This is a genomic window from Cryobacterium sp. RTC2.1 (assembly GCF_035018685.1).
Lineage (GTDB): Bacteria > Actinomycetota > Actinomycetes > Actinomycetales > Microbacteriaceae > Cryobacterium > Cryobacterium glucosi.
The window spans coordinates 1-15,249 of the sequence record NZ_JASJXJ010000016.1; the positions used below are offsets into that span (position 1 = coordinate 1).

General features: G+C 69.7%; 15 protein-coding genes and 1 pseudogene. 6 read left to right on the plus strand and 10 right to left on the minus strand.

From position 1 onward, the window contains the following. Window positions 1–253, plus strand: a pseudogene (locus tag QN357_RS03745) (hypothetical protein); the annotation flags it as partial. Window positions 254–289: 36 nt separating this feature from the next. Here QN357_RS03745 and QN357_RS03750 read toward each other — a convergent pair. Further along, on the minus strand, window positions 290–1,927 hold the full coding sequence (locus tag QN357_RS03750; RefSeq protein WP_134446920.1) for a peptide chain release factor 3: 1,638 nt from the start codon (window positions 1,925–1,927) through the stop codon (window positions 290–292). 228 nt (window positions 1,928–2,155) lie between these two features. Between QN357_RS03750 and QN357_RS03755 the strand changes: the two genes are divergently transcribed. The 3 genes from QN357_RS03755 (at window position 2,156) to QN357_RS03765 (ending at window position 5,335) form a co-directional block, all read left to right on the plus strand. Further along, entirely contained in the window at window positions 2,156–3,226 is a 1,071-nt protein-coding gene (locus QN357_RS03755; RefSeq protein ID WP_323504570.1) for an aldo/keto reductase, read from the plus strand. Window positions 3,227–3,307: 81 nt separating this feature from the next. Further along, the gene (locus QN357_RS03760; RefSeq protein ID WP_134446924.1) at window positions 3,308–4,663 is read left to right on the plus strand and encodes a M16 family metallopeptidase; all 1,356 of its coding nucleotides are present in this window, start codon (window positions 3,308–3,310) and stop codon (window positions 4,661–4,663) included. 69 nt (window positions 4,664–4,732) lie between these two features. Further along, the gene (locus QN357_RS03765) at window positions 4,733–5,335 is read left to right on the plus strand and encodes a histidine phosphatase family protein (RefSeq protein WP_134446926.1); all 603 of its coding nucleotides are present in this window, start codon (window positions 4,733–4,735) and stop codon (window positions 5,333–5,335) included. 42 nt (window positions 5,336–5,377) lie between these two features. Here the strand turns inward: QN357_RS03765 and QN357_RS03770 are convergent, their stop codons facing one another. Further along, a complete protein-coding gene (locus tag QN357_RS03770) occupies window positions 5,378–5,899 on the minus strand; it encodes a GNAT family N-acetyltransferase (RefSeq protein WP_134559764.1) in 522 nt (173 codons plus the stop codon). 108 nt (window positions 5,900–6,007) lie between these two features. Here QN357_RS03770 and dapB point away from each other — a divergent pair, with 108 nt between their 5' ends. Together dapB and QN357_RS03780 are read left to right on the plus strand one after the other, a co-directional pair. Beyond that, complete coding sequence (gene dapB, locus QN357_RS03775; protein WP_134446930.1) at window positions 6,008–6,841, plus strand: 4-hydroxy-tetrahydrodipicolinate reductase; 834 nt, start codon at window positions 6,008–6,010, stop codon at window positions 6,839–6,841. Further along, window positions 6,838–7,281, plus strand: a complete 444-nt coding sequence (locus QN357_RS03780) for a tetratricopeptide repeat protein (RefSeq protein ID WP_134559762.1) — start codon at window positions 6,838–6,840, stop codon at window positions 7,279–7,281. The genes dapB and QN357_RS03780 overlap by 4 nt, the downstream gene beginning before the upstream one ends. 28 nt (window positions 7,282–7,309) lie before the next feature. Here the strand turns inward: QN357_RS03780 and QN357_RS03785 are convergent, their stop codons facing one another. The 8 genes from QN357_RS03785 to QN357_RS03820 form a co-directional block, all read right to left on the minus strand. After that, complete coding sequence (locus QN357_RS03785) at window positions 7,310–7,726, minus strand: ATP-binding protein (RefSeq protein ID WP_323504571.1); 417 nt, start codon at window positions 7,724–7,726, stop codon at window positions 7,310–7,312. Beyond that, entirely contained in the window at window positions 7,719–8,051 is a 333-nt protein-coding gene (locus QN357_RS03790; protein WP_134559758.1) for an STAS domain-containing protein, read from the minus strand. Before QN357_RS03790 ends, QN357_RS03785 begins: the two co-directional genes overlap by 8 nt. After that, window positions 8,048–10,003, minus strand: a complete 1,956-nt coding sequence (locus QN357_RS03795) for a glycosyltransferase (protein ID WP_323504572.1) — start codon at window positions 10,001–10,003, stop codon at window positions 8,048–8,050. The genes QN357_RS03790 and QN357_RS03795 overlap by 4 nt, the downstream gene beginning before the upstream one ends. Window positions 10,004–10,031: 28 nt before the next feature. Then, window positions 10,032–12,575 carry an OpgC family protein gene (locus QN357_RS03800; RefSeq protein WP_323504573.1) on the minus strand — a complete coding sequence of 848 codons (2,544 nt, stop codon included), beginning with the start codon at window positions 12,573–12,575 and terminating at the stop codon, window positions 10,032–10,034. Window positions 12,576–12,782: 207 nt separating this feature from the next. Then, on the minus strand, window positions 12,783–13,673 hold the full coding sequence (locus QN357_RS03805) for a TIGR01777 family oxidoreductase (RefSeq protein WP_134559753.1): 891 nt from the start codon (window positions 13,671–13,673) through the stop codon (window positions 12,783–12,785). 15 nt (window positions 13,674–13,688) lie between these two features. Then, window positions 13,689–14,114, minus strand: a complete 426-nt coding sequence (locus QN357_RS03810; RefSeq protein WP_134446935.1) for an OsmC family peroxiredoxin — start codon at window positions 14,112–14,114, stop codon at window positions 13,689–13,691. Between the two features lie 99 nt (window positions 14,115–14,213). After that, window positions 14,214–14,729: a DUF4395 domain-containing protein gene (locus tag QN357_RS03815; RefSeq protein WP_134559751.1), complete on the minus strand. Its 516-nt coding sequence runs from the start codon at window positions 14,727–14,729 to the stop codon at window positions 14,214–14,216. Beyond that, window positions 14,719–15,207 carry a TlpA family protein disulfide reductase gene (locus QN357_RS03820; RefSeq protein ID WP_134559749.1) on the minus strand — a complete coding sequence of 163 codons (489 nt, stop codon included), beginning with the start codon at window positions 15,205–15,207 and terminating at the stop codon, window positions 14,719–14,721. Before QN357_RS03820 ends, QN357_RS03815 begins: the two co-directional genes overlap by 11 nt. Window positions 15,208–15,249: the final 42 nt, after the last annotated feature.

Sequence of the window (15,249 nt, forward strand, 5' to 3'; positions counted from 1 at the left end):
GGAGACCGACGCGATGAACCTCGCCCACCTCTGCCCGTATCACCACGCGGTGAAGAGCTACACCCGGTGGTCGCCGAGGCACCTCGGCGATGGTCGCATCGAATGGACCTCCCCGGCCGGGTACAGCTACATCGTCGAACCCTCCGCGGATATGAGACCACCCCGGAAACCCAAACCCGAACCGAAACCACCAGCCCCGATCGTGGACGTCTGGAACCTCGACCCCACACCCGACGACCCCACCCCGTTCTGAACGAGGCTTCCGGTGAACGATGCCGCCGGGGGATGACTAGGCCGAGGGCGCCGGCTCCAGGGCGCCGGCGGCGAGGTCTTCGAGCATCAGCTCCGGGTGGTCGCGGACCGTGTTGCGCAACCGCCACGGGGTGCTGAACAGGGCGAGGAGTGTCCCGTCTGAGCGCATCAGCACCTCGACCTGCCGGTCGTGGCCGAGGATCTCGGCGCTCTCCCGGTTGGTGCGGCGGGCGATCTGGTAGGGGAGCGACTCCGAACGGATCGCGGCGCCGAAGTCGTGCGTCATGCGTTCCTCGACGACCTCGAACTGCATCGGGCCGACGGCGCCGAGCACCGGGGCCTGGTCGCCGCGCAGGTCGCTGCGGAGCACCTGGATGACGCCCTCGTGGTCGAGCTGGTCGATGCCGCGCCGGAACTGCTTGTGCTTGCTGCTGTCCGCGGAGCGCACAGCACGGAAGTGCTCGGGCGCGAACATCGGCAGCGGCGGGAACTCGACGGGTTCGCTCTCGAAGATGGAGTCGCCGACCCGGAGTGCCGACGCGTTGACGAGCCCGACGATGTCGCCGGGCCAGGCTTCGTCGGCCACTTCGCGTTCGCGTCCGAAGAGGTGCTGGGCGTACTTGGTCGCGAAGGGCCGGCCACTTGCGGCGTGGGTGACGATCATTCCGCGACGGAACTGGCCCGAACAGACCCGCACGAAGGCGACGTAGTCCCGGTGCGAGGCGTTCATGCCCGACTGCACCTTGAACACGAAGCCGGAGAACGGTGAGGCGACCGGGCGGTGCCCGCCGGCCGCGTCGACACGCGCCTCCGCGGCAGGGGCGAAGTCCACGAGGGTGTCGAGGATGTGCTGCACGCCGAAGTTGAGCACGGCCGCGGCGAACAGCACGGGGGTGGTCTGGTTGGCGAGGAACGTGGCCTCGTCGTGGTCCTGGCCTTCCTCGCCGAGCAGTTCGGATTCTTCGGTCGCGGTGACCCAGGCCTCGCCTTCCTCGGTCGCGGCGACCTCGAACGGCACCCGGTCGCTGTCTGCGGCGGTCGCGCCGCCGGCCGTGCGGGTGAAGCGGATGAACTCTTCGGTCGACCGGTCGATGACGCCGCGGAAGTCGCCGGCCACTCCGACCGGCCAGGTCAGGGGTGTCGGGAGCAGTCCGGTGCGGGTGCGGATCTCGTCCATCAGGGCGAGAGCGTCGAGGCCGGGCCGGTCCCACTTGTTGATCACGGTGATCACGGGCAGGTTGCGCTGACGGCAGACGTCGAAGAGCTTCATGGTCTGCACCTCGAGGCCCTTGCTCGCGTCGACGAGCATCACGGCGGCGTCGACCGCGGACAGGACCCGGTAGGTGTCTTCGGAGAAGTCGGCGTGGCCGGGGGTGTCGACGAGGTTGATCACGCTGTCGCGGTATTCGAACTGGATTGCCGCGCTCGTCACCGAGATGCCACGGGCCTGCTCCATCGCCATCCAGTCGCTCACGGTCCCACGGCGGCCGGCCTTGCCGTGGGTCGCGCCCGCCGTCGTGATGGCGTGCGCGTGCAGGAGGAGCGCCTCGGTGAGGGTCGACTTTCCCGCGTCGGGGTGGCTGATCACGGCGAAGGTGCGCCGCCTGCGCGCCTCTGCGGTGATCTCGGTCGCGGGTGCGCCGGTCGTCGGCACGCCGGTGGTGGGCTGCGTCATGGATCCTTCTTTCGCGGCTGATTCGTTCGGGCTCACGCCTGCTCAGAAGGCCGTAACCGGAATCGTTCCCGTACAACTCTATCCGGCGTGGCGCGGCGATCTCGCGGCAGACGCCCAGCATCCGTTTTGATAACGGTTCGGGCGTGTCCTTTCCGTGCGCCGATTCGCGGGTTACTCTCAGTTTTGGGGCCACACCCAGCAGTCGCGGTAAGCAGTAAGGAGTGACGGATGATCCAGTCAGGCATTCAGGATTCCGAGCGTGCTCTTCACCCGGCCTCTGCCCACGTGGCCGCGCACCCGCTCCAGGGGCCGCCGCCGATCTCCGTCTCGATCCCGGTCCAGCCGGACGGGCGCCTCCCTCTCGTCGGCGCCCGGCGCACCATCGCGGATACAGACCTCTCCGTGCACCCGGTCGCCCTCGGCGCGAGCGTCTTCGGCTGGACCGCGGACGGCGAGACGAGCCACCGTATCCTCGACCGGCACCGTGCACTCGGCGGCAACTTCCTCGACACCGCGGACAGCTACACCTCCGGACGGAGCGAAGTGATCATCGGCTCCTGGCTGCGTTCCCGCAAGGCGCGCGACAGCACCGTGATCGCCACCAAGATCGGCAAGAACCGGGACAACCCCGGACTGTCCTCCCGGAGCATCATCGGCGCGGTCCAGGCGTCCCTCGACCGGTTGGGCACCGACTACATCGACCTGCTGCACTTCCACTTCGACGATCCGACCGTGCCGCTCGAGGAAAGCCTCGGCGCCGTCGACGTGCTGATGCGCAGCGGCCAGGTGCGGTACCTCGCCGCCTCGAACTTCTCCGGGGAGCGCCTGATGGAAGCCCGCATCCTCGCCGCGAACGGCCTGCCGCGCTTCGTCGCCCTGCAGACCGAGTACAGCCTGCTGCAGCGCAGAGGCTTCGAGTCCTCGCTGTCCCTCGTCACCCGGGCCCAGGGCCTCGCGGTCCTGCCCTACTTCTCCCTCGCGCACGGCTTCCTGGCCGGCCGGTACCGCTCCAAGGCCGACCTGCACAGCACGACGAGGGATGCCCGCGCCGCGAAGCACCTCAGCAGGCCCGGGCTGAGGGTCCTCAGCGTCGTGGACCGGATCGCGGCCGACCACGACACCGGGGCCGCATCGATCGCGCTCGCGTGGCTCCTCGCGCAGGCCGGGGTCACGGCGCCCGTCGCAGGGGCCAGCCAGCCCGACCAGGTGGATTCCCTCATCGCGGCCGCCGGAATCCGGCTCACCCGCAGCGACATGGTCGACCTCGAGCGGGTGACGGGGCTCGCTGCCGGCCGCTGACGCCGACGCCGCCCGCCGCTCGAATTCGGTTCCGCGAGGCACCCTGATGCCGTCGGTGCCGTGACGTAGGGTGGTGGTGTCATGAACAGCGCCGTTGAATTTCCCCTCACACTCGCCGAGTTGTCCTTCCGAGCCGCCGGCGAATCCGTCGTGCGCCGGACCGTCCTCCCGAGCGGTGTGCGCATTCTCAGCGAGCACGTCCCCGGCAGCCGCAGCCTGACGATCGGCTACTGGGTCGCCGTCGGTTCCCGCGACGAAGCGCCCGGGCATTACGGCTCCACCCACTTCCTCGAACACCTGCTCTTCAAGGGCACGGCCAAGCGCAGCGCCCTCGACATCGCGATCGCCTTCGACTCCGTCGGCGGCGAGCACAACGCGATGACCGCGAAGGAATACACCTGCTACTACGCGAAGGTCCGCGACCGCGACCTGCCGATGGCCGTCGAGGTGCTCACCGACATGCTCACCTCGTCCACAATCGACCCGGTCGAATTCGAGACCGAACGCGGCGTGATCCTCGAGGAACTCGCCATGGCTGACGATGACCCGGCGGACGTTGCGAACGAGCGCTTCTTCGAGGCCGTGATGGGCAAGCATCCGCTCGGACGCCCGATCGGCGGCAACCCCGACACGATCAGGGCGGCCACCCCGGAGGCCGTGCTCGCGCACTACCGGGCCAACTACCGCCCGCAGGACCTCGTCGTCACCGTCGCGGGCGCCGTGGACCACGACGTGCTCGTCGCAGACGTGACCCGGGCGCTCTACTCCGCAGGCTGGGACCTGGGCGAACACGCCGCCCCCGTCGGGCGCCGCAACGGGCGACCCGCCGAGATCCACCAGGGCAGCGCGGTCACGGTCGTGCGCCGCCCGCTCGAGCAGGCGAACCTCCTGCTCGGGTTCCCCGGACTCCTCGCGACCGACGATCGCCGCGTCACTATGAGCGTGCTGACCTCCATCTTCGGCGGCGGCATGTCGTCGAGGCTCTTCCAGGAGGTGCGCGAGAAGCGCGGGCTCGCGTACTCCGTCTATTCCTTCGCCCCCGGCTACTCCGACGCGGGCCTCTTCGGCATGTACGCCGGCTGCACCCCGGCGAAGGCGGGCCAGGTCGCCGAGCTTCTCCTGAGCGAACTGCACCGGCTCGCCGAACACGGTGTCACCGCGGACGAGATGAAACGCGCCAACGGGCAGCTCTCCGGTGCCTCCTCGCTGGCCCTCGAAGACTCCGACACCCGGATGTCCCGGCTCGGCCGCGCCGAGATCACCCTCGGTGAGTTCGTCGACCTCGATGAGGCGCTGCGCCGGCTCGCCCTGGTCACCGCGGACGACGTGCAGGCCCTCGCCGTCGACCTCGCGGCCGGCCCGCTGTCCATCGCCGCCGTCGGCGCGCTCGACGACGACGTCTTCGCGGGAATCGTGCCTCCAGGCGTCCGGCCCTGATCCAACGGGTCACCTGGCCCTGTACCGCCCGGCCGTCCGGCCGAACGCCCCGAACCGAAAGAGAACCCGTTGCCCCACTACATCTACCTGGTTCGTCACGGCGAGCAACAGGATGCCGAACACGGCCTGCCCGACGGGCCGCTCTCGGCGCGCGGCAAACGGCAGGCGCAGCTGATCGCGGAGCGCCTCGGCGGCGTGCCGTTCACCGACGCCTGGCACTCGCCCCTGCAGCGCGCGGCCGAGACCGCAGAGATCGTCGCCGGGCGGCTGCCCTCGCTCACCCCGGTTCCCTCCCCGCTGCTGTTCGACTGCATCCCGACCGGCATGGCGCCGGAGACGCCCGCGGCATACGCCCCGTTCTTCGGTGCCGTCACCGAGGAGGAGATCGAAGCCGGCCGTGCGCAGATGGACGACGCCGTCGCCGAATTCCTGCAGCCCCGCAGAGGCGAGCGCCACGAACTGCTGATCACGCACAACTTCGTCATCGGCTGGTTCGTGCGCGCAGTGCTGGGTGCTCCGGACTGGCGCTGGATCAGCATCAACCAGGCCAACTGCGGCCTCACCGTGCTGTTGCAGAAGCCGGGCCGCCCGTGGACGCTCGTCACCCACAACGACACCGGGCACCTGCCCGTGGAGATGCGCACCGGACTGCCTGACCCGCTGCTGTACTAGGCGCGAGCGAGACTCTCTCTCAGGCGCGAGCGGGGCTCTGTACTAGTCGCGAGCGAGGCCCTTCCGGTACCAGTTGGTGGCGTTCGGGTTGTCGTTGTACGGCGGGCAATCCGCAAAGCCGGCGCTCCGGTAGAGCGCTCCGGCGGCCCGCAGGCTCGCGTTCGTGTCGAGCACGAGCTCGGCGGCGCCGAACAATCGCGCCCGCCGCTCGAGTTCGGCGAGCAAGGCCCGGCCCCAGCCCCTCCCGCGTGTGCCCGGCTGCAGCCAGAGGTGCTTGACCTCGTAGCGGGCGCCGCCGCCCGGGGTGTCCCCGATCCGACGGATGCCGCCGCACCCGACCCAGGCCTGCTCCGGGTTCCCGCTGGGTTCGCCGACGAGCAGGAAGACACCGTTCGGCGGCAGGAAGTCCCCGGCCACCGGGAAGGTCGTTCGGTAGGCACCCTGCTCGACGGGGAAGCTCGACTGCCGATCGCTGAAGTAGGCCGTCAGGAGGGCGAGGGAACCGGCATCCGTCACGGATACCTCGCGGAAGACGGGGCCGGGTGCTTTCGGGGTGGCTGGCATGCCACAAGGCTACGTCGGGGAACCCGGTGAGCCCAGTTCGCGCCGGGTCGTGCGGGGCCCGTATGCCGGATGCCGGATTGCCGGATTGCCGCTTGGTAGATTAGTCGTATGACAACACGGGTGGCCATCGTCGGCGTTACGGGCACGATGGGCCGACTGATCAGCGGGCTCGTCGAGGAGACCGACGGGTACGAGTTGCACGCCGGCCTCGACTCGCGCAGCCCGCTGTCCGACATGCTCGGGGCGGATGTCGTCGTCGACGTCACCCTGCCCGGCGTGAGCCAGAGCGTCGTCGACTTCGCCGTCGACAACGGCATCCGGGTGCTCGTCGGCACCTCCGGCTGGTCCCAGTCCCGCATCACGACGCTCGAGCGCCGGATCCGCGGCCGGAGTGACACCGGCGTCGTGATCGTGCCGAACTTCTCGATCGGTTCCGTCGTCGCGACCGCCGTCTCGGCCATGCTCGCCCGGCTCTTCGACTCGATCGAGATCGTCGAAACGCACCAGGCCGCCAAGGTCGACTCTCCCTCGGGGACTGCGGTCCGCACCGCCGAGCTCATCGGTCTCGCACGCACGGAGCTCGGCCCGGTGTCTGCACCGCACAACGACCAGCGAGCACGCGGGCAGCAGGTGTCGAGCGTGCCCGTGCACAGCCTGCGCCTCGACGGCGTGCTCGCCCGGCAGGACGTCATCTTCGGCGGCGCGGGGGAGACGGTCACGATCTCCCATAACACGCTATCCGCCAACGCGTACCGGCGCGGCATTCTGCTCGCCCTCGACGCTGCCCGCACTGCCGTCGGCGTGACCGTCGGCCTCGACCAGGTCGTCGACCTCGGCCTCGGCGCGCCCCCCACCCCGCCGGCGGCGATCGTCGCGATCGCAGCGGAGCCCGACCTCGACAGCGTCCCCGAGATCGACGCCGACTCCGAGATCTTCGAATGAAGGGCCGCATCGGCGCCGGCATGATGGCGATCCTGCTCGCCTTCTACCTGGTGCTCGTCGGGTGGCGGGCGGTGCTCTTCCTGCAGAGTGGCGCACCCGTCGGCATCGCGATCGGCGTGGCGCTGCTGGTTCTGCCCCTGATCGGGATCTGGGCGCTCGTGCTCGAGGTCACCTTCGGATCCCGCTCGGCCAGGCTCGTTCGCCTGCTCGAGGCGAGCGGAGAACTCCCGGTCGAGACCCTGCCGATCCGCGCGAGCGGCCGCCCGGTCAGGGACGCGGCCGACGCGGACTTCCCGCAGTACCGCGACGCGGTCGACGCGGCACCGGAGGACTGGAAGGCCTGGTTCCGGCTGGGCCTCGCGTACGACGCCGCCGGGGACCGGAAACGCGCCCGCGGCGCCATCCGCACAGCGATCACGCTCGAGCGCGCCGCAGCCTGACTCTCGCCTGAAGACTCCGTCTGATTCGTCAGGGCAGCGGATGCCTGGCGCGGGAGATGGTCCAGACGTTGAGGTCTCCGACCCGTTCGAAGTGCACGGAATCGACGAGCATCTGGATGAGCGCGAGCCCCCTGCCCGACTCCGCGAGGTCCTCGGGGAGCACAGGTCCGCTCAGCGTTACCGCTCCGGCCGTTCCGGTGTCGCTGATCCGGGCGCTGAGCTCGTGGTCGTCGGCGTGGATCGACAGCACGCAGGTGATGCCGGTTCCCGCGGCGGCGTGCTGGATGACGTTCGACGCCAGCTCGACGAGGGCCGTCTCGAACGCGAACCGGTCGATGTCGACGATGTCGGAGTGGGGCTCGAGCACGCGCTGGACGAAGTCCTGCACGGTGTCGATATCGTCGGGCGGAGTGCTGAGCGCCAGGGTGGTGTCGGAATCAGTCACGGTATGCGGTCTCTGCGGTCGCGTGGTTCTGCAGGATGCGGTCGAGATGGGTCAGCTCGAACACGAGCGCGACCTGCGGCGTCGCACCGGCGATGCGGAGGTCCCCGCCGGCCTGCCTGGCGACCTTCAGGCCGCCGATGAGGGCTCCGAGCCCTGACGAATCCATGAAGTCGACCCCGCTCAGGTCGACGACGATCCGCACCGTCCCCGCGGCGATCGCTGCGGACACCACCTCGCGCAACAGCGGCGCGGAGACCATGTTGAGTCGGCCGTCCGCGCGAATGGCCGCCACGTTGCCGGCTATCGTTTCAGTCCGGAAATTCATTGCTCTGGGTGCTCCTCTGGTGCGGCCTCAGGGGTGAAGCCTTGGTAGGTGGCCGCCTTGAACAACACGCTCAGGACGACGAGGTCGTAGACGGCCCAGCCGATGTTGACCCCGGTGCCGATCGGTTCGGCGCCGTTGACGAACAGGCGCACACAACCGACGATGATCGCGACGACGAGCATCACCATCACCGTGATCTGCGGCTTGATCAGGTGCCACTGCGGTCCGGTGTGAGCCTGCCTTGTCTTCGGCGTCACGGCGAAGTTGAGCGGGATGCCGAGCACGACGTTGTTGAAGGCGGTGGTGCAGGCGTCGATCCACACCGGGAACAGGGCGAGGCTGTACTGCTGGCCCCGCCAGGTGGGGATACCCCGCGCGGCCACGAAGAACAGGAGCTGGTTGGCGATCATGAACGGGATGAACCTCAGGAAGAAGTCCCAGGCATTGGTGGACACCGGCAGGATCCCGAAGACGAGGAACACGATCGGCGCCGCGAAATAGATGACCGCCGCATAACCGGAGAGGTAGCTCCACATCGTGGCGAAGTACATCAGGCGCTGTGGCAGGCTCATCTTCCACTGCAGCAGCGGGTTCTCCCTGAGGAAGACCTGCATGGTGCCCTGGCCCCAGCGCAGCCGCTGGGTGAGCATCGTGCCCACGTCTTCGGGGGCGAGCCCGTCCGCGAGCAGCTCGTTGTGGTAGACGCTCTTCCAGCCGAGGCCGTGCAGCCGCATCGACGTGGCCATGTCCTCGGTGACCGAGATGGTCGCGAGCGGCATCACCGGCTGGGCCTCGTGGCCGCGGTCGATCGCGATCGTGTCGAGGGCCGAGCGTACGGCCTCGAGCGCCTTGAACGGTGAGAGCTCGCGGGTGGCGAGCCTCGCGACCGTCTCATCGATGTCGAGGAGGTACGGCGAGTCCGGTGTGCCGGCCAACTCGCTGATCTCGCGCAGGTCGTCCGCGAGCGACGTCACCTCGCCGACCACAATGCCGGCGGCCGCGGCATCCACCCGCTCGTGCAGCACGAACGTGACTTCGGCGAGCGGCTCGTCGCGCCGGATCGCGGCACGCGCCTGCCTGATCGCGTGGGTGACTTCCGTGAGGGCGTGCGCGACCGCGGGGTTGCGGGCGGCCGGATGCCGGCGGGCACCCCGCACCACACGGCTCGCGTCGCGGAGCGCGGTGCGCACGGAACCCTCCACCTCGCGCACGTACCCGAGAATGCCGAGGTGCATCAGGGCCTCGCGGCGCAGCACGGCGTTCGATCCGCAGAAGAAGGCGGCATTCCAGCCGTCCTTGCCCTGCTGGATCGGGCCGTAGAACAGGGGCGCCTGGCTGCCGAGCGGGTCCTCGACAGTGACGTTGCTGAAAACCTGCGGGGTTTGCACGAGCGCGACCTTGTCGTCGGTGAAGTAACCGAGGGTGTGGTCGAGGATCTCCGGCCGGGGGATCTGGTCGGCGTCGAGGATGAGCAGGAATTCGCCCTGGGTCTCCATCAGCGCGTTGTTGACGTTCCCGGCCTTCGCGTGGCGCGGCCGGTCGATCCATTCGGTTCCCCGCGAGAGGTAGTCGATGCCGGCTGCCGCCGCCGCCGCTGCGAGCTCCGGCCGGGCGCCGTCGTCGAGCACCCAGGTGCGATGGGGGAAGGTGATCTCCCGCGCGGCGAGTGCCGTCGTCATCACGAGGTCGATCGGCTCGTTGTACGTGGCGATCAGCACGTCGACGGTCGCGTCCGCGGGAGGCGCCGGCGGTGCCGGGCGGGTGTACGCGCGCCACATCATCATGCCGAAGAGGCTGACGTCGATCAGGCTGTACGTTTCGGCGGCGACGAGGGCGACGGCGATCCACCACGCGTCCCAGTTGAGCGAGAACATCCAGCGCCACGCCACGTAGTTGATACCGAGCGCGAGCGTGAGCACGACCACGATCCGCAGTGCCAGCATCCGGCTCATCGGAGCACCCCTCTCATCGCGGCACGATTCATCGCGGCACGATCCGGAACAGGAATTTCGTCCTGACCATCACCCAGAGGAGCGCCAGGATGACGACGTATGCGCCGGTGTTCAGCCACACGTTCCCGTCCTGGAGCGCCGGGATGTTGGCGGCGATCAGGGCGAAGAACACGTGCATGATGAAGACGTAGAGGGTGGCCTGCCCGAGCGGGATCAGGAACCAGCCGAGGGCGCGCCGGATCGGACGCCAGTATGCGCTGACCAGGGCGTAGAGGCTGACGACCACGAGCATCACGTTGAGGAGACGACCGGGCTCGAGGTTGGTGCGCCCGAAGAATGCGCCGTAGATCGAGCGGAAGAGCGCGTCAGGAACGAGTCCGAGGCGAACGGAGAAGGCGCTGGGGAGATACGGGTTGCTCCAGGAGAACAACATCAACGCTGTCGCGAGCAGCACGATCACCGCAGCGGCCACGAGGCCCCACCGCGAGGCGAACCAGCGGAGCAGGGCGACACTGTGGTACCCGGCCACGATTCCCGTGACGAAGAGCACCTGCCAGGTCAGCAGCGGGAACGAGTCCTCGAACTCGGAGGGGAACAGACGCACCCCCGCGAGCGCGTTGAACAGGTACAAGCCCCAGCTGAGCGCGAGCACCGGCACCCACCACCGCTTCGACAACGCCCACAGCACGAGCGGGCAGACCAGGAGCAGCACGACGTACAGGCCCATCACGTTGAACTGCCACGGCCCGAGCCGGAGGAGTGCCAGGTCGAGGAGGATGTGCGGGTTCACCGGGTAGGTCAGCAGTTGCCCGGCGTTGGCATAGAGGTCGTAGACGTGGCCCGACGCCGAACTGCCTCGCGCCCCGGTGCCCTGGTCGGTGAACGTCGTGAGGTAGCCGGCGTTGACGAAGGGCAGCAGGCTCACCGCGAAGATCAGGATCACTACGGCGAGGGCGGTGTAGTACAGCTTCCAGGCGCGCCGGCTGGTTCGGATGACCACCTCGCCGATGCCGCTCATGGCGATCTTGGGCCGGTAGACCATGCCGAGCACGACGCCGGCGAACAACACGAACAGCTCGGCGCCGGAGACGATTCCGATGGCCTCCTGGGTGATCTCCTGGAACAGGGAGACCAGGCCGATGTGGTTGACCACGACGAACACGATCGCGAGGCCGCGCATCAGGTCGATGCGCAGGTCCCGGTCGGTCGGGCCGTCATAGCTCAGCGCCGACCGGCCGCGCCGCGCGACCGCGAGCGCGAAAAGCAGCGTGACTGCGGCGATCACGAGCGCGGCCACGAGCCAGGCCCACCAGCCGCCGATGGTCACCCCCGGTCCGGTGGCAGATGCCCCGGCCTCGTTCGTCGTCGTCGGCGCGAACAGCGGGCCGAGCGTGAGGTCGCTTGCGGCAAGGTCGGCAGCGAAGGCGGCCCGGGTGTTGTCGCCGAGTGTCACGCTCCAGTCGACGAAGGTCCCGCCGACGACCGCACGGGTCGCCGTGGTGTCCTGCCAGAGCACGGCCTTGAGCGTGGCGTATCGCGGGTCGGCGACGGCGGCGAAGACCTGGCGCCACCAGTTCTGCTTGATCGCGAGTTCGCCGGGGCCGCCCGCTGAGGGACTGTAGAACGCCGCGGTCTCCAAGAGGAACGGCGTGCCGGTCGCCGTCGAATACCGGCCGAAGAAGTCGTCGTCGCCTGCGGCGTCTGCGGCGGGGGAGCCGAGGCGGGCGAGCAGCTCGCCGTCGCGCGGAACGGTGTTGCGGGCGTCGCCTCCCGCGGTGTCGTCGTGGTACACCGAGAGCCCCACCCAGTCGGCGACGGCGCCGGGATAGTAGGGGGCGTACGCGTCGTCGCCGCCGTCGACGGAGCCGTCCCGGTTGGTGTCGAGCTCGCGGAGCGTGTCGGTGTCCGCGGCCCGGGTCCCGGTGAACGGATACCCGCCTCCCCAGTTCGGCGACCACACCATCACGGCCCCGGGCAGACGGCGGTGCACGACGTCGGCGACGGCGGCGAAGGCCTGGCGGTATGCGGAGGGCTGCTGTCCCCAGGACACCCAGGTGCTGTTCATGTCGGGGGCGAAGCGCAGGTACAGCGGGGCGGTGCTGGTGCCCCGCGCGGCCGCGATGCCGTCGACCAGCCGCGTCGCGGCATCCGCAGTGATCGCCAGAAGGCTCGTCGTCGGTCGGATGGTGAGTAACGGGAGGGAGCCGGCACCGTTCGTCTTCTGCAGGAATTGGGCGCTGTAGCTCGTGTCGGCGTCGGACATCGGCATCGAGACGGAGTGCTCGTAGAAAGCGCTCGGGGAGCCGAGGCGGGACGCCTGCTCGGTGGCGCTGTCACCGCTCCAGTCGAGGATCGACCCGAAGTACGCTCCGGCGGTCGGCTCGAGGCTGACGGGAGCGCCGTCCGTCGCGGGCGCCGGCGTCACCGTCACGGCGGGCGTCGGCGCAGGTTCCGGCGTTGCCGTTGCCGTTGCCGATTCCGTGGCCGTAGCGGTGGCGGTGGCCGAGGTTGTGGGGGTGGCCCGTGCGGCCGTTGCCGGCGTGGCCAGGGGAAGCGCCAGCGCCAGAACCATGGCAAGCACTGCGGCCACCCGTCGAACACGGGATCGGGAGCCGCGTGCTCTGGAAACCTGCACCTGCTACCCCCGACGTCTGGCCTGACGGCCTCCCTCGACGATGGTGCGACCTGTGCCTCAGCGTAGCGGAAAACGAGGCAATATCACCCCCGGATGAGGGTGGGGCGTGGCGGCGACATCACTCGGTGGAGCCGCGCAGCCGGGTCACGCCTCGGCGAGCATCGCGTCGACGGCCTCGGCGACCGTGCCGTGCCGGAACACGAAGCCGTCGCCCTGCAGCAGGGCGCTGCTCACCCGTTGGTCGGCGAGGAGCAGCTGGCGGGCGGCGTCACGGAGCGCGAATGTCAGCGCGAACTCCGGCACCGGCAGGAGGAACGGGCGGTGCAGGGCGACCGTGACGGCCCGGATCACGTCGTTCGCCGAGGCCGGGGCCGGTCCGACGAGGTTGACCGGGCCGCTGAGGGTGGAGCCGAGCAGGTGCACGATCGCGGCGGCCTCGTCGTGCAGGCTGATCCACGGCCAGTGCTGGATGCCGCGGCCGAGCGGGCCGCCGAGGCCGAGCCTGACGAGGGGGAGCAATGGTTTCAACGCCCCGCCGCGCGCGATCACGAGCCCGGTGCGGAGCAGGACGACCCGGGTCGGCGCCGGTGTGCGCAGGGCCTCGGCCTCCCAGGCCTCGACGACGGCAGCGAGGAAATCGTCGGCGGGAGCGGACCGTTCGGTGAGGATCTCACCGGGCCGGTTGCCGTACAGGCCGACAGCCGAGCCGCTCAGGAACACGGCCGGCGGGGTGGGAGTCCTCCTGATCGCCTCGACGAGGGTGCGGGTCGCGTGGGTCCGGGAGGCCAGGATCTCGGTCCGGTAGCCGTTCGTCCACGGCAGACGGGCGAGCGAGGCCCCCGAGAGGTTGACGACCGCGTCGACCCCGTCGAGGGCTGCAGGGTCGATGTCGAAGACGGCGGGGTTCCAGGTCACCTCGTCCGGCCCGGTGGCCGGATGGCGCACGAGCCGGGCGACGGTGTGCCCGGCTTCGCCGAGCTGGCGGACGAGTTCGGTTCCGATGAGCCCGGAGGCTCCGGCGATCAGTACGCGCATCGGGCGCTCCTGCGCCTAGGCCAGTTCCGCTTCGATCGTGATCGGGATCCCGGCGAGGGCCTTCGACACCGGGCAGTTCGCCTTCGCGTCCTCGGCGAATGCCGCGAACTGTTCCTCGGTGAGGCCGGGCACGCTCGCGCTGACGAGCAGGTGGCTGCCGACGATGCCGACTCCGGCCTCGAAGGTCACGGCAGCGGTCGTCTGGATGTTCTCCGGCGTGTGCCCGGCCGCGCCGAGCCCGTTCGCGAGGGCCATCGAGAAGCACGCGGCGTGCGCGGCGCCGAGGAGCTCTTCCGGGTTGGTGGTGTTCGGGCTCCCGACACTCCGTGCCTTCCAGGTCACCGGGAACTCGCCGGCGTGGGAGGAGTCGAGTGAGACGGTGCCATGGCCGGACTTGAGGTCTCCGGTCCAGACGGTTGACGCTTCGCTGGTCAGTGCCATGGTGTTACCTCCTGGGTGTGAAAGCCCCAGCCTAACCGGGCATCCACTCAGAGGGACAGGCTCAGTCTGGGAGTTGACAGGGAGCCCGGTCCACGCGCGTCAGGCCGCGGCGGGGGAGCGACTGAGGATCCGGGCGCGCACGAGCAGGAGGTAGAGCTGGCAGCCGAGGCAGTAGTCGAAGACCGAGTTCAGGAACGCCGCGATGAACGCGAAACCGGCGGCGATCCCGACTGCGGGGGCGAGACCGAACAGTCCGAGCACGACGCCGATGACGGTCACGAACAGGCCGACCCCCTGGGCGAAGGTCGGCGGAGCGGCGTCTTCGAGTTCGGCGGGCGGTGCAAGGCGGGGACGTACGAATCGCTTGAACAGCAGGCCGTACGGGTGCCGGCCGACGCCTGCGAATGCTCCCCAGGCGAAGAGCGCCGCGATCGCGGCGAGCAACACGAGAGCGGCGACGGATGCCCCGGTCAGGGAGAGGAAGATCACGACGAGCAGGAGCACGGCCGTGATGGCGGCGCTGAACCGCGGGCCTCGGGGGTCGACGGGCGCGCGACGGGGCGGAGCGGCGGGGCTCGGCGTGGTTGCGCGGTTCGCGGAGGAATCACTGGGCATGGGGGCTCCCTGGCAGGTGTGACGCGGTGAGGGGGTTCGCCGATTCGGGCCCGGCGAGATGGTCGAGGTGACGGAGGACATCCGCCCGGTGCGGCGCGCCGCCGACGCGGGCGTGCACGCGACCCGCGCCGTCGAGGATGAGCGTCGTCGGGGTCTGCAGCACACCGAAGCGGTTCGCGAGGTCGGCCCGGTGCGTGAGGTCGACGTCGACGTGGGCAACGCCGGGACGGCCATCGGCGATCTGGCTGAGGAGTCGGTGGGTGCCGGGGCAGCGGCTGCAGAACTCCGTGGAGAACTGCACGAGGGTGGCCGCGGGGCCGAAGGGGACCTGGCTGCCGACATCCGCAGGGGTCAGCACGGTCGTTTCGGTGTCGGCGACGTCGCGGAACAACCCCTGGCGCGAGCGGTAGACGAGGCCGAGCACGGTCGCGACCGCGACGAGGGCGACCACGACGAGTGCGGCGCCGAAGGGGTTCATGGGGTCGACGTTACGCGGGACTCGAGCGAGGAATCTTCGTGT